This is a genomic window from Nocardioides houyundeii (genome assembly GCF_002865585.1).
GTDB classification, from domain to species: Bacteria; Actinomycetota; Actinomycetes; order Propionibacteriales; family Nocardioidaceae; genus Nocardioides; species Nocardioides houyundeii.
On sequence record NZ_CP025581.1, the window covers coordinates 659187 to 679402 of the forward strand.

Below are 20216 nucleotides of genomic sequence, written 5' to 3' on the forward strand. Positions count from 1 at the left end.
GGTCACTGGCCCTTCGCGGCGTAGGCGGCCTCGGTCGCGTCCTTTGCGGGACGCCACCAGTCCTGGTGCTCCTGGTACCACTCGATGGTGCGGCCCAGGCCGTCCTCGAAGTCCTGGAACCTCGGCTCCCAGCCCAGCTCGGTGCGCAGCTTGCCCGACTCGATGGCGTAGCGCAGGTCGTGGCCGGCCCGGTCGTTGACGTGGTCGAAGTCGTCCTCGGGACGACCGAAGTGCCGCAGGATCTGCTGGACCACCTGCAGGTTGGACCGCTCGCCGTCCGCACCGATCAGGTAGGTCTCGCCGATGGCGCCCTTGTTGAGGATGGTCCACACCGCGGAGGAGTGGTCGTCGGCGTGGATCCAGTCGCGCACGTTCTCACCGGAGCCGTAGAGCTTGGGGCGGCGGCCGTCGATCACCTCGGTGATCTGGCGCGGGATGAACTTCTCGATGTGCTGCCACGGCCCGTAGTTGTTGGAGCAGTTCGACACCGTCGCCTGCACGCCGAAGCTGCGCACCCAGGCCCGGACCAGGTGGTCGGATCCCGCCTTGGAGGCGGAGTACGGGCTGCTCGGGTTGTAAGGGGTGTCCTCGGTGAACCGCTTGGGATCGTCGAGCTCCAGGTCGCCGTACACCTCGTCGGTGGAGATGTGGTGCAGCCGGACACCGTGCTTGCGCACCGCCTCCAGGATGACGAAGGTCCCCATGATGTTGGTCTGGATGAACGGCGAGGGGTCGTGCAGCGAGTTGTCGTTGTGCGACTCCGCGGCGTAGTGCACCACGGCGTCGTGCTCGGCGACCAGCGGGTCGACCACGGCGGCGTCCGCGATGTCGCCCACGAACAGCTTCACCCGGTCCTCCGGGAGCCCATCCAGCGACTCTTTGGTGGAGGCGTAGGTGAGCTTGTCCAGCACCGTCACTCGAGCGTCGGTGTGCTCCATCAGGTAGTGCACGAAGTTGGAGCCGATGAAGCCGGCACCACCGGTCACGAGAAGTCGATCCATGAGAGGGGAGTCTAGGGGGAAGGAAACCTCCCCTAGGGTGATGCCCATGCGTGGAATCATTCTGGCCGGCGGCACGGGATCGCGACTGCACCCGATCACCCAGGGAATCAGCAAGCAGCTCGTGCCGGTCTACGACAAGCCGATGATCTACTACCCCCTCTCCACGCTGATGCTGGCCGGCATTCGCGACGTGCTGGTGATCACCACCCCGCACGAGGCTGAGGCGTTCGAGCGGCTGCTCGGCGACGGCTCGCAGTTCGGCATCAACCTCACCTTCGCCCGCCAGCCCAGCCCCGACGGCCTGGCCCAGGCGTTCCTGATCGGCAAGGAGCACATCGGCTCCGACACCGCGGGCCTGGTTCTCGGCGACAACATCTTCTACGGCACCGGCGTGGGCAGCCACCTCTCCGAGTTCGCCAACATCGAGGGTGCCGCGGTCTTCGGCTACCACGTCGCCGACCCGTCGGCGTACGGCGTGGTCGAGTTCGACGGCCACGGCCGCGCCATCTCCCTGGAGGAGAAGCCGGAGGAGCCCAAGAGCAACTACGCGGTGCCCGGCCTCTACTTCTATGACAGCGACGTCGTCGCCTATGCCGAGGAGCTCAAGCCCTCGCCGCGCGGCGAGCTCGAGATCACCGACCTCAACCGCCGCTACCTCGAAGAGGGGCGGCTCCAGGTCAAGGTGCTGCCCCGCGGCACCGCGTGGCTCGACACCGGGACGTTCGACTCCCTGAACGACGCCTCCAACTTCGTGCGCACCATCGAGAGTCGCCAGGGCACCAAGATCGGTGCCCCCGAGGAGGTCGCCTGGCGCCAGGGCTGGCTCAGCGACGAGGAGCTGCTCCAGCGCGCCCAGCCGCTGCGCAAGAGCGGCTACGGCAGTTACCTCGCAGGGCTTCTCGACGACCGCTGAGTCGAGCCCAATCGGACCCGGTCAGTAGGCGCCGCTGGAGCGGAAGACCGCACCAACCGTGCGGGCCAGGATCGAGATGTCCTGCAGCATGGACCAGTTGTCCACGTAGTAGAGGTCCAACCGCACCGTCTCGTCCCAGGTCAGGTCAGAGCGACCGGAGACCTGCCAGAGACCGGTCATACCCGGCCGAACCCGGAGCCGCCGCAGGGTGCTCTTCTCGTAGCTGAGCACCTCGGACGGCAGCGGCGGGCGAGGGCCGACCAGGCTCATGTCGCCGCGGAGCACGTTGAACAGCTGGGGGAGTTCGTCGAGGGAGAACCGTCGCATCCACTTGCCGGGCTTGGTGATTCTCGGGTCGTCCTTCATCTTGAAAAGCCCGTTGGAGTGGCCCTGCTCCTCGTGCAACCGGGCCAACAGCGCCTCGGCATCCAGAACCATGGTCCGGAACTTGAGGCAGCGGAAAGCCTTCTCATCGCGCCCGGTACGCACCTGGCGGAACAGGGCCGGGCCACCGTCGTGCAGCCGCACTCGCACGGCAAGAACTGCTAGCAGGGGGCTGAACAGCAGGATCAGCGTGAGAGAACCGACGACGTCGAATAGACGCTTGCTGCCCCGGGTCGCCAGGTGACCTCGGGGGCCATCGACGTGAATGAGCGGCAGGCCGTCGACCGGTCGGAACCGCACTCGCTCACCGGACACATCGGTCAGGCTGGGGGCGACGATGAGCTGGATGTTGTGCGTCTCCAGCGCCCACACCAGTTCCTTGAGGAGTGCGGACGAGCCGAAGGCACCACCAGCGATGAAGACCACGTCGCACCCACTCTTGATCGCGATGTCCGCCACGTTCTCGATGTCACCGAGCACGGCGATGCCACTCCGAGTTTTCGGGGACATGTCATAGGCGGGAGTGACCACACCGGTGACTCTGTAGCCCAGACGCCGCTCGCGCTTGAGATTGAGCGCCAGTTCGTCGGCGTGCGACCGGGACCCCGCGATCAGCACCTTGTGCAGGAGGTGGCCACGACGCCGCGCAGCGAACGTGAGTCGCCGAAAGATGAACCGCCCGATGATCAGTTCCACAATGCCGACCAAGAATGCGATGACGAAGAAGCCTCGGGAGAGTTCGTACTGCAGCAGATAGCAGGCGATGCCGATGGCCCCGGCGGCGAGCAGGCTCCCGCGGAGGACGCGCTTGTACTCGTCCAACCCGCTGTCGAAGACCTGCGGTTCGTAGCCACCGATGAGGGCGATGCTGCCCACCCAAGCGACCGTCATGAAGACCATCACGCCACCCACGACGGTGGAGGCGATCTCGGCCGCATCTCCAAAGATGGTGATGCGACCGCGCACCACGGCGGCGAAGGCGATTGTCGACACGATCAGGACGAGGTCCGCGAACAACACTAAGACCGGGATGGTCCGCACGAGGTGGCTCTGACTTCGTCCGTGCCACCCCTGCTGAACCGCCTCTTGTCTGTCGTCCGGCTCAGCAGCGACGCTCAGCGCCCTGTTCTCTCGTGGTCCCACTCGTACCCCCAGGTCTGGCGTCCCGAACACCCCCATGTTCAGCGACGATTGTCCCTGATTCGTGACCACCCTGTGACCACAATCGAAAGACTGGGCAGTAACCCGGTGCTATCGGTAACGCGCCTGAAACAGAACTAGCGCAGATCCGCGGCGACCATCGCGGCCACCACCGCGGAGAACGTCTTGCTCGGCGCCCACCCCAGCGTCACCCGCGCGCGCCCCGAGTCGCCGACGAGCACGGCGGCGTCGGTGGGACGCAACAGGTCGGGGTCGACTCGCACGTAGTGCTCCCAGTCCGAGATCCCTGCCGAGGTGAACGCCTCGCGCACCAGATCCCGCACCGTGTGGCTCTCGCCGGTGGCCACCACGTAGTCCTGGGCGATGGGGTGCCGCACGGCCCGCACCATCGCGTCCACGTAGTCCGGAGCCCAGCCCCAGTCCCGACGCGCCTCCACGTTGCCCAGCACCAACTCGTCGGCGTCCCCCCGAGCGATCGCCGCCACGGTCGAAGTGATCTTCCGGGTCACGAAGGTGGCCGGGCGCCGCGGCGACTCGTGGTTGTAGAGGATGGCGCTGACCGCGTGCAGGCCGCGGATCCGCGCCTGGGACACCGCGAGGTGCGCCAGGGCCTTCGCCTCGCCGTACGGGTTGGTGGGTGAGACCGGGGTGGACTCGTCCTGCGGCGCGGTGCTGGGGGAGCCGAAGATCTCCGCGCTGGAGGCCTGCACGAAGCGCACCGGGCTCCCGGTCGACTCTTGCAGGGCCAGGGTCGCGTCCATCAGCGCCACCGCGGCGTCGCCGTTGACTGCGCGCACCAGGTCGGGCTCCTGCCACGAGCGGGCCACCGAGCTCACCGCCGCCAGGTTGTAGACCTCGTCCGGCGCCACGTCGAACAGCAACCGGCGCAGCGCATCGTGCTCGGTGACATCACCGGTGTGCAGCCGCACCTCGGGCGGACAGAACGGGGGAGGCCCGTCCGCGGAGCGCACCAGGGCGTGCACCTCGGCGCCGTCGGCGATCAGCTGCTCTGCGAGATAGCTGCCGTCCTGCCCGCCGACACCGGTGATGAAGGCGCGCACGTCACCAGCCGGACTGGAGCGCGGCGAGATCGCTGTCGACCATCATCTTGACCAGGTCGGGGAACGCGACGGTCGGCTTCCAGTCCAGCACCTCACGCGCCTTGGTGGAGTCACCGATCAGCAGGTCAACCTCCGCGGGCCGCATGAAGCGCGGGTCCTGCCGGACGTAGGGCCGCCAGTCGTCGATGCCGACGTGGGTGAACGCCACGTCCAGCAGCTCCTCGATGGAGTGCGTCTCGCCGGTGGAGATGACGTAGTCGTCGGCCTCGTCCTGCTGCAGCATGCGCCACATCGCCTCGACGTAGTCGCCGGCGAAGCCCCAGTCGCGGCGAGCGTCGAGGTTGCCCATGACGATCTCCTTCTGGCGGCCGAGCTTGATCGCTGCCACGGCCTTGCTGACCTTGCGGGTCACGAACTCCTCGCCGCGGCGCGGGGACTCGTGGTTGAACAGGATCCCGGACGAGGCGTGCATCCCGTAGGACTCGCGGTAGTTGATCGTCATGTAGTGGCCGTAGACCTTGCTGACGCCGTAGGGCGAGCGCGGCCACAGCAGCGTCGACTCCTTCTGCGGGACCTCGTGCACCTTGCCGAACATCTCCGAGCTGGACGCCTGGTAGAACCGGATCGAGCCCGGGTCGTCGCCGGCGTGCAGGCGGACGGCCTCCAGGATGTTGAGCACCCCCAGCGCGGTCACGTCGCTGGTCACGAACGCGTTCTCCCAGGAGAACGCCACGAAGCTGACCGCGCCCAGGTTGTAGACCTCCTGGGGGTCGCTCTCGCGCAGCGCGCGCATCAGGCTGGAGAGGTCGGTGAGGTCGCCGTTGTGCAGGTGGACCTCGGGGACCAGCTTCTCCACCAGCTCCCGGCGAGGGTTGTTCTGGCCGCGGATCAGTCCGTGGACCTCGTAGCCCTTCTTCAGCAGGAGCTCGGCCAGATAGAGACCGTCCTGGCCGGTGATTCCAGTGATGAGAGCGCGGGTCATGGCGCGTAGTCTGCCAGTTCGGCCAGGACCCCGCCGCTAGGGTGACGGTCATGAAGATCCTCGTCACCGGCGGCGCCGGCTACATCGGCTCGCACACCGTCCTAGCCCTCGCGGAGGCCGGCCACGACGTCGAGGTCGTCGACAACTTCGTGAACTCCTCGGCCGAGTCGATCCGCCGGGTGGAGAAGCTCTCCGGGGCGCAGATCCCGCTGCACGAGCTCGACCTGCGTGACGAGCCGGGGATCACCGCGCTGCTGGACGGCGCCGGCTTCGACTCCGTCATCCACTTCGCCGGGCTCAAGGCGGTGGGCGAGAGCGTGCGCCAGCCGCTGGACTACTACGGCAACAACCTCGAGGGCACCCTGGCGCTGGTGCGTGCCATGCAGGCCGCCGGCACCCGTCAGCTCGTCTTCTCCTCCTCCGCCACCGTGTACGGCGACCGCGCCCCGGTGCCCTACACCGAGGAGTTCGAGCCGCTGGACTCCACCAACCCCTACGGCCGCACCAAGGCGATGACCGAGCAGATCCTGGTCGACCTCGCCGCCGCCGACCCGTCCTGGCGGATCGCACTGCTGCGCTACTTCAACCCCGTGGGCGCCCACCCCTCCGGCGAGATCGGCGAGGACCCCAACGGCATCCCCAACAACCTCACCCCCTTCATCGCCCAGGTCGCCGTCGGGCGCCTGGAGAGCCTGACCGTCTTCGGGGACGACTACGACACCGCCGACGGCACCTGCGAGCGCGACTACATCCACGTGCTCGACCTCGTCGACGGCCATGTCGCCGCACTCGAATACCTCGCCGAGCACCCCGTGGGCGCCCGCGCCTGGAACCTCGGCACCGGCACCGGTACGTCGGTGCTCCAGGTGATCGCCGCCTTCGAGAAGGCCGCCGGGGTGCCCGTGCCCTACACCGTGGGCCCGCGCCGCGACGGCGACCTCCCCACGACGTACGCCGACGCCACCCGAGCCCGGGAGGAGCTCGGCTGGGTCGCGACGCGCGGGATCGAGGAGATGTGCGCCGACCTGTGGCGCTGGCAGTCGCGGAACCCGCAGGGGTTCAAGGGCTGAGTTTCGTCTGAGGGCAGCAGGACGGGGCGGGGGCCTCAGGACGCTGCTGGCCTCGAGACTGAGACGACCGCGCAGTCCCCGCTCGTCACGTCCGAATTCTCGGTGGGCGACCGGATCCTGGTCTCCCTCCGGGCCGAGGTCAACACCGCAGCGGGTGGGGGGTCGCCTACTTCTCCCTGCGCAACCAAGCGGACTCCCGGCGGCGGAGTGGGTGTTCGTGGAGACCGACCGGGCACCGAGAACGCTCTCCATGGTCGTCACCGTCCCGGCTAACAGCACCGGCCTGCGGTGGCGGTTCGCACTCAACAGGCTCGGCTCCCTCGCAGCCGGTCAGCTCGCGGTCTACAACCTCACCACAGAGGCATACCTGCCGGTCTGACCCGACCTGATCGGTCGCTACTGAGTGGTGACGGAGGGACGGGGCCTGGGCCGCAATCTCCGTTCCGCCGGGCGCTCCACGAGCGCGTGGAGTAGGTAGGACGCCAGGATCGACGCGCCTAGGGCGCCGACCCACCAGATCAGACGCGCAGGCGTGTCGAGGTCTGCGGGTGGGTGCCCTAGGCGCGTCGCGGCCTCAGCGCAGACGGCGAGCACTTGGGTGTGTATCAGATAGAAGGCGTAGGACCAGACGCCCAACTCGACCAGCGTCCTTGATCGCAGAACTGTCGCCCGGCCAGCGATATCAGTCACCGCCCCCGCGTACACGAGCAGCGCGAACGGGACGACCGTCACGGCGACACGGGAGTATGCGTCCGGCACCACGCCGGCCAGCCCCACCGCTCCGACCGAGAGGAGGGCAGGCCACCACAGCGACACCGGAACCCTGAAACCTTGGCGGACCAATAGCGCCAGGGCCATGCCAAGGACGAACTCGGGGAGCCGAGTCGGCGGGAAGATCGCCATCGCCCACAGTCGCGTGTCGTCCCCCTTGAACTGATCCGCAATCACGGCGACCGCCCACGTGGCACCGACGCACGCGGCACAGATTCCGGTCAGCGAGGCGCGACCGCGTCTCGCCAGCACCGGAAAGATGAAGGGGAACATGGCGTAGAAGAACGCCTCGACCGAGAGCGACCAGAACACCGCGTTGGTCGCGAAGTAGGCGTCCTCGTCTGGCACCCAAGCCTGGAGAAGCGTCGGGGGCAGCAGGTCCACCCCTGAAAGACCGGCCCCAGTCACGACGAGCAGCACCAGCGCCACCACCCAAGCTCCGATGTACGCCGGGTAGATCCGTGCGAAGCGGCGCCCGTAGAACACGAGTGCCGTGGTCCCTGACCGAGCGGACCAAGCCAGCACGAAGCCGCTCACGATGTAGAAGAACGACACTCCCGTCATGCCGGCGCCGAAGAACCCCAGTCCTGGCGCGTCGCCGTAGTGCAGGGCGTGGAAGCCGAACACGAGGAAGGCGGCGAAGAACCGCATCCCGGTCAGCGAATCGAGCCGGCTTGCGGTCTCCGTGGCCTGGGGCATGGCCGCGAGTTTAGGTGTCGGCCCGCCGACCACTTACCAGTTCAGCCGTTCCTGACACTCGGGCGGCAGGCCGACATCGACGGAGCATCATCTCGTTGTATCCGCCCACAGACGACACAGCGGCCAGCGCTCAACTTCCACTGAGTCCACCAGTGGCGGATGAGTTTCTTCATCGGACTCCCCCGCCGCCAGCTCCGATAGCCGAAGCAGCCCCGACAAGCAGGCCCTCTCGTGGACCACGGGCAAAGCACCGACGAGCCGCTGGGGCGCATCCGCCAAATCGGGGACTTCGGCCCTCCAACTGCTTGGTGGTCTACCGCCCGATCGACGCGGGGCATATTGCCCGATAAGCCACGCCCCTCCCTCCTGCCCATCAGGAGGGAGGGGCCCGATCGTCGATCCCGCACCGCTGACACTCGGACCTGCCATCATCACCGCATGACAAGGCCGACACCGGAGCCGCTCAACAGAACCCCAACTCGACCGACGGCACCGTGCGCAGACCGCCCAGTGGGTCCTCAATACGCTCGGTAGCGCCCTCTTTGTAGGCATCGGCCTCACGGCGATCGTGGGATCGCCGGCGCCCTCCTCGGCGAGTGGCTCCTCGTGGCCGCCGGCTACGCGCTCGGTCCCCTCGCTTTCGGGTTCCGCCTGATGCTGGCAGACCCTCCCTGCTTATCTCCTGAGGCCGAGGAAGCGACCCGCTGATGAGGTCGCTCAGGCCTGACCTACTAGCTCCAAACGCGCCCGGGAGGAGCTCGGCTGGGTTGCGACGCGCGGGATCGAGGAGATGTGCGCGGACCTGTGGCGCTGGCAGTCGCGGAACCCGCAGGGGTTCAAGGGCTGAGCCAGCCGTTGACCCACCAATCGGTTGGTGGCAGGGTGGCGCGATGAGCATCATGTCGTCTGGCGGTCCCGTGCACGCCCATGCGCCCGAGCTGGTGCAGGAGCTGCTCAGCCTCAACGAGGTGGCCGAGGCCACCTGCTCCGGTCCGGAGATGGACCTGTGCAAGCTGCGGATGCGACAGATGCACGGCGCCGATCTCGGTGAGGCCGCGCCCGACGGAGTGTCGCCCGAGAAGGCCGCGGCGCTCTCGGAGTGGTGGGAGTCCGACCTGTTCTCCGACCACGAGCGCGCCTGCCTGCACCTCACCGAGCAGTTCGTGCTGGCGGTGAGCGCGGTGCGGCAGGAGGACATCGACGCCCTGATGCCCACCTGGTCCGACGACGAGATCTATGACTTCGTGATGGCGCTCTATGTGGCGGACATGTCCTCGCGCGCCGATCTCGTGCTGGCCTCGGTGTTCGACGACGCCGCCCTCTCGACCCGACCGCAGGGAGACTGACATGGAGACCGCCGTACTGCCGCGCCTGGACAGTCTGCGCGCCGGCTCCGGACGTCGCGGCACCGATCTGGACCGTGCCATCCGCAGCTATGCCCGCGTCGCGGTCCGGCAGGGACACCTCGACAGCGTGGTGACCGAGGCGGTCCGACTGCGGTGCGCGCGGGTGCACGACTGCCGCCTGTGCCAGTCGCTGCGGCTGGGTGACTCCCTCGAGGCCGGCTTCGACGAGGAGGCCAGCGCCGCCATCGACCGCTACGAGACCAGCGACCTGCCGCACCGGGTCAAGGTCGCGCTGCGGCTCACCGACGCCATGATCTTCACCCCGGTCGGGGTCTCGCCCGAGCTGCGGGCCGAGCTGCTGGAGTGCTTCTCCCCGGAGGAGGTCATCGAGATCGTCTTCGACATCGTCAAGTGGAGCAGCCAGAAGTCCCTGGTGGCGCTCCGGATGGAGCCGCCGCTCGAGGGCCGCAACGTCCTGGCCTTCGACGAGATCGGCGACCACGTCCTGAGCTGACGCGGTCGCCGATCCCGGCGGTCGGTGCCGTGCCTAGTTGAGCGCGAACTCCAGCGTCGCCTCGTTGCCGAACACGTCGTAGACCTTCAGCGTGTTCGGTCCCTGCTTCGCCCCGAGCACCCCGGGCGTGATGCCGTCCAGCGCCGGCGAGATGCTGTCCGGCAGGTCGGTCTCCACGTCGTTCAGCACGACCCGGGCGACGTTGCCGGCGTCGTAGAGCTGGAACGACACCGTCGAGTACGACCCGTCCGTCGGCACCGAGCCTTCCTTGACCGTCACCGTCGGTGCCGTGGTGTCCGCGGGGGTGGTCTCCAGGTCCCGGTTGACCACGCGGCCGCCGTACGCGGCGGCGTAGTCGTAGGCGTAGCCGAGCAGCTCCGCCTCGGTCCACTTGCGGTCCATGAAGAGCAGGTTGAACGGCTTGCCGCTGGCGTAGGCGCCGTCGGGCACGACCACTCCCGGCAGCTGTGCGATGTTGATCTCCGAGACCGTGCTGGCCGACACGCTGCCCCCGAAGACCGGACCGAGCTCACGGACCTGCTGGGGGTACATCAGCGCATCCAGCCGGTGCTTCTTCATCACCGACTCGAAGATCCGCAGATAGTTGTCCCGGTTGGCGAGGAACCCCGTCAGGTCCGGCACCTCGTTCGCCCCCTCAAGCATGTTGTTGACCCGGGTGTCGCTCTCGAAGCCGTTGGCGTCCGCCCAGGCGTTGAGCTCCTCGACGGAGTTGACCGCGGCGCTCGGGCCCAGGCGCCGGAGGTAGGCCTGGATCGCGGCGTTGTTCCCCGCGTTGGTCACCCCTCCCGCCGCACGCAGCTCCCGGAATCCCGAGTCGGCGAACGGGTCCTCGACCACGATCGCGCCCTGCGCCTTGAGGTTGCGCACCGCCCGGGCATAGAGCTGGGCCGTCTCCGGTGAGAGCTCGCTGTTGTTCCCGGTGCGCCATCCCGGCCCGTACAGGCCGATGCGCTTGCCCCACAGGGCGTGCTTGGAGAGCTGGGAGGTGTAGCCGCGCCGCGGCACCACGGCGCCCTGGGTCTTCGGGTCCTCCGGGGTGTAGCCGGCGAGGACGTCGAGCATGATCGCGGCGTCCTCCACGCTCTTGGTCAGCGGTCCCAGGACGTCCCGGGTGAGTCCCGCGAGCGGGAAGTTGCCGGTGTTGGGGATCAGGCCGAAGGTCGGCTTGACGGCGTAGAGGCTCTGCGCCGATGCCGGGTTCTGGATCGACCCGCCCGTCTCCTCCGCGATCCCCGCGACCGCGAAGTCACCAGCCACCGAGGTCGCCGACCCGGTGGAGGAGCCGCCGGGGGCCCAGGCCCGGTTGAGCACGTTGTACGTCGGGCCGAAGGCGCTGTTGTTGGCGTTGGACCCGCTCCCGGCCAGGATCGGCAGGTTGGTCTTGCCGAGGAAGATCGCGCCGGCCTCGCGCAGCCGGCGGACCAGGGGTGCGTCGGTCTCGGGAACCAGAGCGATCCCGCCGGCGACGGGGGAGGTCAGCGGCCACCCGGAGGTGGTCGGCATCCCCTTCACGTCCAGGGAGTCCTTGATGACGATGGGGACGCCCTCCAGCGGACGCGCCAGCCAGGGGGACTTGCGGCGACGAGCATCTGAGGCAGCCGCATCGGCCAGCGCGTTGGGGTTCATCTGGGTGAAGGCGTTGTAGAACGGCTCATAGGTGTTGATGCGGGCGGTGAACGCCTGCACCAGCCCCACCGAGGTGACCCGCCCGCGCTTGAGCGCCTTGAGGGTCTCGGAGATGGTGAGCGTCGTGGGGTCCTGGCCGTGGAGCCCTGGTCGAATCGTGGCAACGGCAGGCGCGCCGGCGGCTTCGTGGGTGCCTGGTGCCGCGAGCAGGGCGGCGGCCAACGCGGCGGTCGCGAGAGCGGCTCCGGCGCGGCGTCTGGTCAGCGTGAGGGTCATGTCGTGCTCCCGAGTAGGTCGACGATGTCCCCGGCGAACGTATGAGTCGCGCGTTTCGCCCGTGTTGCTCCCTCGTCACCGGAAGGTCAGAACGTGCGCACGCCGGCCCGTCGAGCTGACCTGCTCAACCGATCTGCCGCCAGAAGTCGCAGTTCGCGGACGCTGCCACGTCCTCGGGCGCGATGCCTCCGGCGTCCCGGAGGTCGAGTGCGAGCACGTCGCCCGCGCCGTCGTACTCGGGCCAGCGGGGGAGACCCCTGCCCCAGGGGCGGCCGTGCCTGGCGAAGCTCGTCCAGTACGTCACCATCGCGTCCGAGAGCTCCTCCTGCTCCGAGGTGAGGCCGTCGCCGAAGAGGCCGGGGAAGAGGTAGGGGAGCTCGGTCGCGTGCGCCGCGCCGTTCGCCGAGCCCAGCAGCGCTACGAGCGGATCGGCGGTGCGGTCCTGGAACTGGTAGGCGTACACCCGCCTGCCATCCTGGGCGGCGTCGTAGGCGTCCACGTGGCTGCAGGTCGAGAGCGGGCTGCCGTAGTCGCTGAACACCGTGGAGAGCGCGATGATCGGCGAGGCGTAGGCGTCCACCGGGTAGCGCGCCAGCACCGCGTCGGCGGCGGCGCCGAAGGTTGCCCGGATGGCTCCGACGTAGCCGGCCGCGGTCAAGGTGGTGCCGTACCGCAGGGGGATGAAGAGGCGGTTCTCGTCGAGCGTGTTGCCGTGCATGAGATCGACGCGGTTGGCCGTGCCGTTGGCCAGAGCGTCGCCCGGCTGTTGCGGGAGCGCGGCGCCGCCGACGGCGAAGGCGCCGCCCGTCCATGCCCTCAGGAGAGTCTCGGCGTCGGTTCGTCGCAAGCATGCGGCGGTGTCCTGGGCGCAGCCGACCTCCGCTGCGTACGACGACGCCGCCGCCCGGGCGTCCGCCAGCGTGGAGAAGTCGGCCGTGCACGAGTAGCTCTGGGCGATCGCTCGCCGGAACAGGCCGCGCGCCCCGGGCGAGGCGAGCTGGGCACACACGGACGCGCTGCCGGCCGACTCCCCGAAGACGGTCACGTTGCGCGGGTTGCCGCCGAAGGTGCGGGCGTTGCGCTGCACCCACCGCAGCGCTGCCTGCTGGTCCAGCAGGGCGGCGTTGCTCGTCCCGACGCCGTCGTCCTGGAGGAAGCCGAACGGGCCGAGGCGGTAGTTGATCGTCACGACCACGACGTCGCCCCGGGTGGCGAGCTTGCTGGCGTCGTAGCTGGCACCGTCGCCGGTCAGGAACGAGCCGCCGTGGATCCACACCATCACGGGGAGCCCGGCGCGCCGCGCCGAGCGGGCGGCGGGCGTGGTGACGTTGAGGTACAGGCAGTCCTCGACGAAGGTGGTGGGATTGCCAGTCCCGTTGCCGATCTGGGCGCACTGCGAACGTGGCACCGTCGCGTCAAGCGTGCCGCGCCACCGTGCCACCGACTGGGGCGGCTCGAACCGCAGGTCGCCCACGGGTGGTGCGGCGTAGGGGATGCCCTCGAAAACGCGGAGGCCACCCTCGGCGGTGCCGCGGACGGTGCCGCCCGACACTCGCACGGTGGTGCCGTCGTCCCGTGGCGGCTTGGGTCCCCCAGGAGCAGCCGGGGCGGCGAGGGGCAGCCAGGCCACGCCGAGGGTCAGGGCGAGGACGGCGAGGCGCACGGACAAGTGACGCACGAGCGGAAACGACATGGCGGACTCCCGAGTTCCTGGTCACGGCCCGATGAACGGCCCCGATTCTGAAACTAGCCCCGGCGCGGGCGATCCACCATGGCTGCGCGATGGCGGTCGGCTTGTTCCTTGCGCACAACGTCCACACACCTTCTGGCATGACGTCGCATGTCTCAGCGCACGAGGGTGGGGCGGGCTTCCAGGACGCTCAGCGCCTGGGGCGTGCCCTGGATGGTGCGGGTGGTGGGGATCGGGGTCCACCCGGAGTTCCCGACGCGGTAGCGGCCGGTGTAGGTGACGTCGAGCCTGGGATGGGCGGTGGTGTCGGCGTCTTGGTAGCGGTGGGTGATCGTCTGGTTGGGGTACGCCCCTCCGCCGTGGGTGGTGACCAAGGGCTCCTGGGCGTCGTCGTCGCCGGTGGTCCAGTGCCAGGTGTAGCTGGTGGGGGTGGCCTCGATGGTGACGGCCTGGCCGAGCAGGGTGAGGTTCTTCGTCACCGGGGTGGTGGAGTCGGTGTAGAAGATGGTGTCGAGGTTGACCAGGGTCTCGCCGTCGACGGGTTGGATGTTGAGTTGTGCGGCCGGCCAGGTGAGGTTGCGGACCGCGGTGGTGACCATGGCGGTGCTGATGGCTTGGCCCTGGACGTCGATCTCGGCTTCGTTGCCCAGGCAGACGGTTCCGTCCTCGGTCCACTCGCCTCCTGCCAGTGGCTGGCGGAGCACCTTGTATTGGACGGTGCCCGGTGGCTGGAGGCAGGAGAGCGCGGCGAGCGGGTTCCAGCAACGACCTTGCTCGTCCTGTTCCTTGCACATCATGTGGAGCTCGTAGCGGTACTGGGCGACGGTCTTGTTGATGTGTTGCTGAGTGCCTCTCGAACTTCGCTCACACGTGCTGCGGGTCCCATGTAGGCCCGTCTGCACTTGGCAGATCTCATCTGCCGGCGGCGCGCCCACGATCGGAGAACCTTGCGACCGAACCACCACGAGGGGGAGTGCTGTGATGGCGGATAGGACGCCGTTCACTGCGCTAGCTCCACCAGGTCAGCCAGCACATGCTGGCCCTCCCGCTGCACCACGCGGACGCGATAGACGCTCTTGCCGCCCGTGAGGTGCTGCACTTTGGCGCTTGACGAGGTCCTGTAATCGGTAGGTGCACCCACCACCGAAACCTCGTAGTAGCCGTCCTTGATGGGCTTGATGCGACGAACCGTGTAGCCGTCCCAGCGGACGTACCCACCCGCCGCGTAATAGTCGGTGATGTCCTTGGCCAGCATTCCGCAGGACTTGCAGGGCCCGGTGATCGCGGCGTACTCCTCGGTCTCCCCGGTGTTGAGCATGACGCGCTCGGCTTCCGCCCAGCGACGGATGAACTCTTCCGGCGTCTCTTGAGCGGACCCGATAGTGGATTCGCTGGGGGAGGCGGAGGGTGTGGCCGGTCCCGCGATCTTGGGCTCGGGATCGTCTTCCGCGCACGCACCCAGGAGCAGCGCCAGCAGGCAGACCAGCACCGACAGTGAGCCTCGCGCGGATGTGAGCGGACGTCGTACGGACATGTGCTGCCTCCCCCGGAAGAACCGTGCGGATCGAGACTAGGGGTCCCGGTAGACCAGTCCCCGGAGTTGTCCACAGGCGGCCCGATCTCACGCGTCCGTTCTCCGCCACGACCCGGGCCGAACGTATGGCTGGCGCGTTTCGCCCGTGTCGCCCGGTCGTCACGGGCGGGTCAGGTGGTGCGCACGTCGCTGTCTCAGCTCAAGCAGCGCACTCAGCGCACGAGGGTGGGGCGGGCTTCCAGGATGCCGAGTGCCTGGGGTGTGCCTTGGATGGTGCGGGTTGCGGGGATCGCGGTCCAGTCGGAGCCTCCGACTCGGTAGCGGCCGGTGTAGGTGACGTCGAGGCGGGGGTGGGCGGTGGTCCCGGCGTCGCGGTAGCGGTGGGTGATGGTCTGGTTGGGGTACGCCGCGCCGCCGTGGTCGGTGACCAAGGGTGCGTTGCTGCGGGGGCCGGCGTCGTGGCCGGTGGTCCAGTGCCAGGTGTAGCTGGTGGGGGTGGCTTCGATGGTGACGCTTTGCCCGAGGAGGGTGACGTTGCGGGTCACCGGCTGGGTGGACTCGGTGTAGAAGATGGTGTCGAGGTTGACCAGGGTCTCGCCGTCGATGGGTTGGATGTTGAGCTGGGCGGCCGGCCAGGTGAGGTTGCGGAACGCGGTGGTGACCATGGCGGTGCTGATGGCTTGGCCTTGGACGTTGATCTCGGCTTCGTTGCCCAGGCAGACGGTTCCGTCCTCGGTCCACGCGCCGCCGGCGATGGGCTGACGCAGGATCTTGTACTGCACCGTGCCGGGAGGGCTGACGCACGCGAGGGCGGCGAGGGGATTCCAGCACCGACCTTCTGCGTCTGTCTCTTTGCAGATCATGTGGAGCTCGTAGCGGTACTGGGCTGCGGTCTTGTTAATGCGCTGCTGAGTCTCGGCGGCCGTATGGGTGCACTCCATGCCCCCGACGCTCAGATTCAGAGTCTCGTCACAGGACACGTCCATCGAGGTCTGCCCGGAAGCGGTAGGTAGGACGAGTGTGAGCAGGAACGCCGCGACAGTGCTCACAACGGCCTCTGCGCCACATCGGCCAGTACGAGGCCTTGAGCGCCGCGCTTCAAGAAGACTCGGTACTTCGTGGGTCCACCAGGCAGACGCTCCACCTGTGCTTCGGCGGAACGCTTATAGCGCGTCGGGAGGGAGGTGCCCCAGACTTCGTAAACCAATCGAGTGACCTTCTCGATCCGGTCGATCTTCATGCCACCCCACTCGACGAAACCACCCGCGGCGTAGAAGCTGGCAACCTGCGTGGATGTCTTGCCGCACGGAACGCATCCCGACGTGATCTGTTCGAGCTTTTCGGTGTCGCCGGTGTTCTGCATCTCGCGATCCGTGTCGACCCAGCGCTGGATGAACTCCTCCGGAGTCTCGTCAGCCGGCGGCGCCGCCTCGCTTACGGACTCGCTCGGCGATGCCGAGGCGCTGGTCGACTCCGATGGCGCGGCGATCTTGGGTTCAGGGTCCTCAGCGCACGCACCCAGGAGCAGTGCCAGCAGGCAGACCAGCGCCGGCAGTGGGCCTCGCGCGGATGTGAGCGGACGTCGTACGGACATGTGCTGCCTCCCCGGAAGAGCAGTGCGGATCGAGACTAGGGGTCCCGATAGGGGGCTCCCGGAGTTGTCCACAGGCGGAGCGATCTCACGAGTTTGGACCCGCTGCGGGCCCGCCGATCGGCTTCCCTAGGCTGACCGGGTGAGTGATCCGGAGCTCCTCGTGACCAGTGCCGACGGTGTCGTGACCGTCGTCTTCAACCGCCCGCGCCGCCACAACGCCTTCACCAAGGCGATGTACACCGAGCTCCGCGAGCTCTGCGTGGACCTGCAGCAGCGCCCCGAGATCAGGGTGCTCGTGCTCCGCGGCGCCGGAGGCCGGGCGTTCGCGGCCGGCAACGAGATCTCCGACTTCCTCGAGGCCGACGCGGTCGCCTACGAGGAGTGGATCCGCGAGCTGCTCGCACTGCTCTTCCAGGTGCCGCAGGTGACGGTCGCGGCGATCGACGGCGTGTGCGTCGGCGGCGGCCTCGCGGTGGCCACCCACTGCGACATCCGGATCGCCACCCCGGAGTCCCGGTTCGGCTACCCGATCGCCAAGACGCTGGGCAACGCGCTCGCCGCCCCCGTCGTACACCGCTGCGCCGCGGTCTTCGGGGAGTCCCTGACGCGCACCATGCTGCTCACCGGCCGCCTCGTCGGCGCGGAGCGCGCCTTCTCCGTGGGTGCCCTGACCGAGCTCACCGAGGACCTCAACGGCTCCATCGACGAGCTGGTCGACGAGATCGTCGGTGCCTCCGCGATCACCCAACGCGCCACCAAGCGCCAGCTCAACGCCCGCGCGGTGGAGCAGGAGGCGGCCCCCGACTTCGACGAGGAGCTGCTGCGCTCGGTCTACACCGGGGACGACTTCGCCGAGGGCGTGCGCGCGTTCCTGGCCAAGGAGAAGCCGAGCTTCACCGATTCCCGGGTGGGCTGAGTGGACTCGCTGGTCAACCTGCGCGACCTCGGCGGGCTCCCGGTCACCGGGGGCGGCGAGACCGCCCACGGCATGCTCTATCGCAGCGACGCCCCGCACGCGGGCGACCTGGACCCCGAGCACGTCCCCGCCTGGCCGCCGGCGACCGTGGTCGACCTGCGGATGGCCAAGGAGGCCGGCCGGGTGCCGTACGACCTCCCCGGCGCCGAGCGGATCCTGCACCCCCTGCATGAGGCCGCCGCCCCGGAGAACATCCGCGACGCCGACCTCGGCGAGCTCTACCGGCACATCCTGGACACCGCCGCCGACCGGGTGGCCGCTGCGGCCGCGCACGTGGTGACCCGCCCCGCGCCCGCGCTGGTGCACTGCACCGCCGGCAAGGACCGCACCGGCATCGTGGTGGCCTCCTTGCTGCTCGCCTCCGGCGTGGCGCCTGCGGACGTCATCGCCGACTACGTGAAAACCGAGGCCAACATGGACGCCGTCACGGGTCGGATCCTGCGCCACCTCGACCCGGCCAAGACCCCGGTCAACGCCCGCTGGCTGCTCACCCCCGCCGAGGCGATGCGTGAGGTCGTCGACGCGCTCACCACCTCCGCCCACGGCGACACCGCCGGCTGGCTAGTCGCGCACGGCACGCCCGCCGACGCCCTGGCGGACTGGGTGGGCCGCTTCACCTCCTGAGCAGATAGACCACCTCGATGCCCGCGATCAAGGCGACGGTGCCCGCGACGAGGAAGGTCGGCACCCCGCTCGCCTGCTCGACGCCCTCCCGGTCCTCGTCGTAGCGGCGCCAGCCGTCGCCCAGCGTCCAGAACGAGGCCAGCACCAGCAGGCCCATCGGGAGGAGCGCATAGGCTCCCAGGAGCGACCAGGTGTGCCGGGCGCAGGCCACTGCGACGGCCACCATCGACAGCGTCGTCCGCTGCCAGCCGAGCACGTCGCGCGCCTCGGACCCGCCCGGGTCGAGCGGGTCGGGCTCGCCCGGCGGCAGACTCCCCCCGGGCGGCTGACTGCTCACAGCCAGGACACGATCAGCACGGCCGCGATCACCGCGACGACCACGACGAGCAACACCCCGTAACCAGGTGAGGGGATCGTCTGGTTCAACCGCATGGCGCGCTCGGTGGTCGCCCACCGCACCCAGCTGAACACGGCGGTGGCCAGTGCCAGGAGCACCAGCGCGACCGAGATCGCGGTCTTGGCCGCGTCCGGGATCGACAGGTCGACCACGTCGAGCCCCACCCCGGTCGCCAGCAGGGCCAGGGAGGTGTGGATCCAGGCCAGGAAGGTTCGCTCGTTGGAGAGGCTGGACTGGTACGGCGCGTCCTGGCCTGAGCGATAGACCCAGCCCGGCCACGGCGAGCGCTTCGACCCCATGACTCAGTGTCGCCCACACCCCGGCCGATGTCGCCGGTGTGTGGAGCGCCAGAAAAAAACGGATTGACCTAGTCCGTTTCTGTTCGTAGTGTGGCTGGCATCACATCAGCGGACCGGATTGTCGGTCCTCGCCAGGACGGAGCAGTCGATGCCAGAGCTGATCGAGCTCGACCAGGACCAGGTTGCCGAGGAGTTCTTCCGTCGCGGCTGGACCGACGGGCTCCCCGTCGTACCTCCGACGGAACGCGCGGTGGACGCCATGATCGCCACGGTCGACCTCGAGCGAGACGACATCGTCGGCGGCATCGCGCGGCGCAACCGGTGGGTGAGCGTGGAGCAGGCGGCCGTGAACGCCGTGATGGCCGGCTGCAAGCCGGAGTACTTCCCCGTGGTGGTCGCCGCCCTCGCCGCCTCGCTGGACCCGGCCTTCAACGCGCACGCCGCGTGGACCAGCACCGGTGGGGCCGCCACCTGTGTGGTCGTCAGCGGTCCGCTGGCCGAGGAGATCGGGATGAACTCCGGGCACAACGCGCTGGGCGCCGGCAACCGCGCCAACGCGACCATCGGGCGCGCCGTCCGGCTCGTCGCCCGCAACGTCTTCGGTGCCGCGGTCGGCAACATGGACGCCTCCTCGCTGGGCAACCCGGGCAAGTACACGCTCTGCTTCGCCGAGTCCGAGCCGGCAGCACCGTGGTCGCCGCTGCGCGTCCAGCAGGGGTACGACGTCTCCGACACCACCGTGACCGTGATGGCGACCGAGTCCCCCCGCCAGGTCGCCAACCACCTCTCCGAGGTGCCCGAGCAGGTGCTGCGCACGATTGTCTCGGCGATGAAGGTGGCGGCGAACTTCCCGGTCGGCAAGGGCGGCCAGGCCATGGTCGTCCTCGGTCCGGAGCACGCACTCGCGCTGACCCAGGCCGGCTGGACGCAGCAGCAGGTGCGGGAGTTCCTGGCGCGCGAGAGCCGCTTGACGCCCGAGGAGCTGGTCGCCAACGGCGTGCCGATCGAGGTCAACAGCCAGCACGACATGACCCCGGGCCCCGACGGCAAGCTGCCGGCGATGAACAGCGCCGACGACGTCTACCTCGTCACCGCCGGCGGCGCCGGGCCGGGCTGGTCCGCCTACATCCCGAGCTTCGCCCCGATCCACCACGTCCGCGCGGTGACCCGCAAGGTCCGCACGCTCGGTGAGGCGATGCCCGACTGCGGGCCCGATGCCTGCGAGATCGACCTCTCCAAGTTCGCCTCCACCACCACCTCCGTCTGACCCACCGATC

General features: G+C 68.8%; 20 protein-coding genes. 7 read left to right on the top strand and 13 right to left on the bottom strand.

Going from position 1 to position 20216, the window contains the following annotated elements:
• Positions 1–2: 2 nt before the first annotated feature.
• Complete coding sequence (gene rfbB, locus C0R66_RS03205; RefSeq protein ID WP_101523483.1) at positions 3–1001, bottom strand: dTDP-glucose 4,6-dehydratase; 999 nt, start codon at positions 999–1001, stop codon at positions 3–5.
• A gap of 46 nt (positions 1002–1047) precedes the next feature.
• On the opposite strand from rfbB, the gene rfbA reads away from it, so the two are divergent.
• Positions 1048–1914 carry a glucose-1-phosphate thymidylyltransferase RfbA gene (gene rfbA, locus C0R66_RS03210; protein WP_101526008.1) on the top strand — a complete coding sequence of 289 codons (867 nt, stop codon included), beginning with the start codon at positions 1048–1050 and terminating at the stop codon, positions 1912–1914.
• A 21-nt stretch (positions 1915–1935) separates the two neighbouring features.
• Here the strand turns inward: rfbA and C0R66_RS03215 are convergent, their stop codons facing one another.
• From C0R66_RS03215 to gmd, 3 genes are all read right to left on the bottom strand, one after another.
• On the bottom strand, positions 1936–3339 hold the full coding sequence (locus C0R66_RS03215; RefSeq protein ID WP_158647871.1) for a sugar transferase: 1404 nt from the start codon (positions 3337–3339) through the stop codon (positions 1936–1938).
• A 236-nt stretch (positions 3340–3575) separates the two neighbouring features.
• Positions 3576–4520 carry a GDP-mannose 4,6-dehydratase gene (locus C0R66_RS03220; RefSeq protein WP_199286786.1) on the bottom strand — a complete coding sequence of 315 codons (945 nt, stop codon included), beginning with the start codon at positions 4518–4520 and terminating at the stop codon, positions 3576–3578.
• A gap of 1 nt (position 4521) precedes the next feature.
• Entirely contained in the window at positions 4522–5502 is a 981-nt protein-coding gene (gene gmd, locus C0R66_RS03225) for a GDP-mannose 4,6-dehydratase (RefSeq protein ID WP_101523486.1), read from the bottom strand.
• Between the two features lie 50 nt (positions 5503–5552).
• Between gmd and galE the strand changes: the two genes are divergently transcribed.
• On the top strand, positions 5553–6572 hold the full coding sequence (gene galE / locus C0R66_RS03230; protein WP_101523487.1) for a UDP-glucose 4-epimerase GalE: 1020 nt from the start codon (positions 5553–5555) through the stop codon (positions 6570–6572).
• A gap of 396 nt (positions 6573–6968) precedes the next feature.
• On the opposite strand, the gene C0R66_RS03235 is transcribed toward galE, so the two are convergent.
• Positions 6969–8042 carry an acyltransferase family protein gene (locus C0R66_RS03235; protein WP_101523488.1) on the bottom strand — a complete coding sequence of 358 codons (1074 nt, stop codon included), beginning with the start codon at positions 8040–8042 and terminating at the stop codon, positions 6969–6971.
• Positions 8043–8932: 890 nt separating this feature from the next.
• Here C0R66_RS03235 and C0R66_RS03245 point away from each other — a divergent pair.
• Together C0R66_RS03245 and C0R66_RS03250 are read left to right on the top strand one after the other, a co-directional pair.
• Complete coding sequence (locus C0R66_RS03245) at positions 8933–9388, top strand: carboxymuconolactone decarboxylase family protein (RefSeq protein ID WP_158647872.1); 456 nt, start codon at positions 8933–8935, stop codon at positions 9386–9388.
• Between the two features lies 1 nt (position 9389).
• The gene (locus C0R66_RS03250) at positions 9390–9902 is read left to right on the top strand and encodes a carboxymuconolactone decarboxylase family protein (protein WP_101523490.1); all 513 of its coding nucleotides are present in this window, start codon (positions 9390–9392) and stop codon (positions 9900–9902) included.
• A 33-nt stretch (positions 9903–9935) separates the two neighbouring features.
• On the opposite strand, the gene C0R66_RS03255 is transcribed toward C0R66_RS03250, so the two are convergent.
• The 6 genes from C0R66_RS03255 to C0R66_RS03280 all read right to left on the bottom strand — a co-directional run bounded on the left by C0R66_RS03255 (position 9936) and on the right by C0R66_RS03280 (position 16643).
• Positions 9936–11825, bottom strand: coding sequence for an amidase (locus tag C0R66_RS03255; protein WP_101523491.1), 1890 nt, complete (start codon positions 11823–11825; stop codon positions 9936–9938).
• Positions 11826–11949: 124 nt separating this feature from the next.
• A complete protein-coding gene (locus tag C0R66_RS03260) occupies positions 11950–13503 on the bottom strand; it encodes a carboxylesterase/lipase family protein (protein ID WP_158647873.1) in 1554 nt (517 codons plus the stop codon).
• 167 nt (positions 13504–13670) lie between these two features.
• On the bottom strand, positions 13671–14312 hold the full coding sequence (locus C0R66_RS03265; RefSeq protein WP_101523493.1) for a hypothetical protein: 642 nt from the start codon (positions 14310–14312) through the stop codon (positions 13671–13673).
• 203 nt (positions 14313–14515) lie between these two features.
• A complete protein-coding gene (locus tag C0R66_RS03270) occupies positions 14516–15004 on the bottom strand; it encodes a hypothetical protein (protein ID WP_101523494.1) in 489 nt (162 codons plus the stop codon).
• A gap of 257 nt (positions 15005–15261) precedes the next feature.
• Complete coding sequence (locus tag C0R66_RS03275) at positions 15262–16098, bottom strand: hypothetical protein (RefSeq protein WP_158647874.1); 837 nt, start codon at positions 16096–16098, stop codon at positions 15262–15264.
• Positions 16095–16643 carry a hypothetical protein gene (locus tag C0R66_RS03280; RefSeq protein ID WP_101523496.1) on the bottom strand — a complete coding sequence of 183 codons (549 nt, stop codon included), beginning with the start codon at positions 16641–16643 and terminating at the stop codon, positions 16095–16097. The genes C0R66_RS03275 and C0R66_RS03280 overlap by 4 nt, the downstream gene beginning before the upstream one ends.
• A gap of 139 nt (positions 16644–16782) precedes the next feature.
• Here C0R66_RS03280 and C0R66_RS03285 point away from each other — a divergent pair, with 139 nt between their 5' ends.
• Positions 16783–17559, top strand: coding sequence for an enoyl-CoA hydratase-related protein (locus C0R66_RS03285; RefSeq protein WP_101523497.1), 777 nt, complete (start codon positions 16783–16785; stop codon positions 17557–17559).
• Positions 17560–18243: a tyrosine-protein phosphatase gene (locus C0R66_RS03290; protein WP_101523498.1), complete on the top strand. Its 684-nt coding sequence runs from the start codon at positions 17560–17562 to the stop codon at positions 18241–18243.
• On the opposite strand, the gene C0R66_RS03295 is transcribed toward C0R66_RS03290, so the two are convergent.
• Complete coding sequence (locus tag C0R66_RS03295; RefSeq protein WP_101523499.1) at positions 18233–18580, bottom strand: DUF202 domain-containing protein; 348 nt, start codon at positions 18578–18580, stop codon at positions 18233–18235. The two genes, C0R66_RS03290 and C0R66_RS03295, sit on opposite strands and share 11 nt — an antisense overlap.
• The gene (locus C0R66_RS03300; RefSeq protein ID WP_101523500.1) at positions 18577–18939 is read right to left on the bottom strand and encodes a YidH family protein; all 363 of its coding nucleotides are present in this window, start codon (positions 18937–18939) and stop codon (positions 18577–18579) included. Before C0R66_RS03300 ends, C0R66_RS03295 begins: the two co-directional genes overlap by 4 nt.
• Positions 18940–19087: 148 nt before the next feature.
• On the opposite strand from C0R66_RS03300, the gene C0R66_RS03305 reads away from it, so the two are divergent.
• The gene (locus tag C0R66_RS03305; RefSeq protein ID WP_101523501.1) at positions 19088–20206 is read left to right on the top strand and encodes a hypothetical protein; all 1119 of its coding nucleotides are present in this window, start codon (positions 19088–19090) and stop codon (positions 20204–20206) included.
• The last annotated feature ends 10 nt before the right edge of the window (positions 20207–20216 follow it).

Coding starts and splice junctions, on each gene's coding strand:
- rfbB (WP_101523483.1), bottom strand. CDS start 1,001: ATGGATCGACTTCTCGTGACCGGTGGTGCCGGCTTCATCGGCTCCAAC.
- C0R66_RS03280 (WP_101523496.1), bottom strand. CDS start 16,643: ATGTCCGTACGACGTCCGCTCACATCCGCGCGAGGCCCACTGCCGGCG.
- C0R66_RS03245 (WP_158647872.1), top strand. CDS start 8,933: ATGAGCATCATGTCGTCTGGCGGTCCCGTGCACGCCCATGCGCCCGAG.
- C0R66_RS03300 (WP_101523500.1), bottom strand. CDS start 18,939: ATGGGGTCGAAGCGCTCGCCGTGGCCGGGCTGGGTCTATCGCTCAGGC.
- C0R66_RS03305 (WP_101523501.1), top strand. CDS start 19,088: ATGCCAGAGCTGATCGAGCTCGACCAGGACCAGGTTGCCGAGGAGTTC.
- C0R66_RS03255 (WP_101523491.1), bottom strand. CDS start 11,825: ATGACCCTCACGCTGACCAGACGCCGCGCCGGAGCCGCTCTCGCGACC.
- C0R66_RS03235 (WP_101523488.1), bottom strand. CDS start 8,042: ATGCCCCAGGCCACGGAGACCGCAAGCCGGCTCGATTCGCTGACCGGG.
- C0R66_RS03265 (WP_101523493.1), bottom strand. CDS start 14,312: ATGATGTGCAAGGAACAGGACGAGCAAGGTCGTTGCTGGAACCCGCTC.
- rfbA (WP_101526008.1), top strand. CDS start 1,048: ATGCGTGGAATCATTCTGGCCGGCGGCACGGGATCGCGACTGCACCCG.
- C0R66_RS03250 (WP_101523490.1), top strand. CDS start 9,390: ATGGAGACCGCCGTACTGCCGCGCCTGGACAGTCTGCGCGCCGGCTCC.
- gmd (WP_101523486.1), bottom strand. CDS start 5,502: ATGACCCGCGCTCTCATCACTGGAATCACCGGCCAGGACGGTCTCTAT.
- galE (WP_101523487.1), top strand. CDS start 5,553: ATGAAGATCCTCGTCACCGGCGGCGCCGGCTACATCGGCTCGCACACC.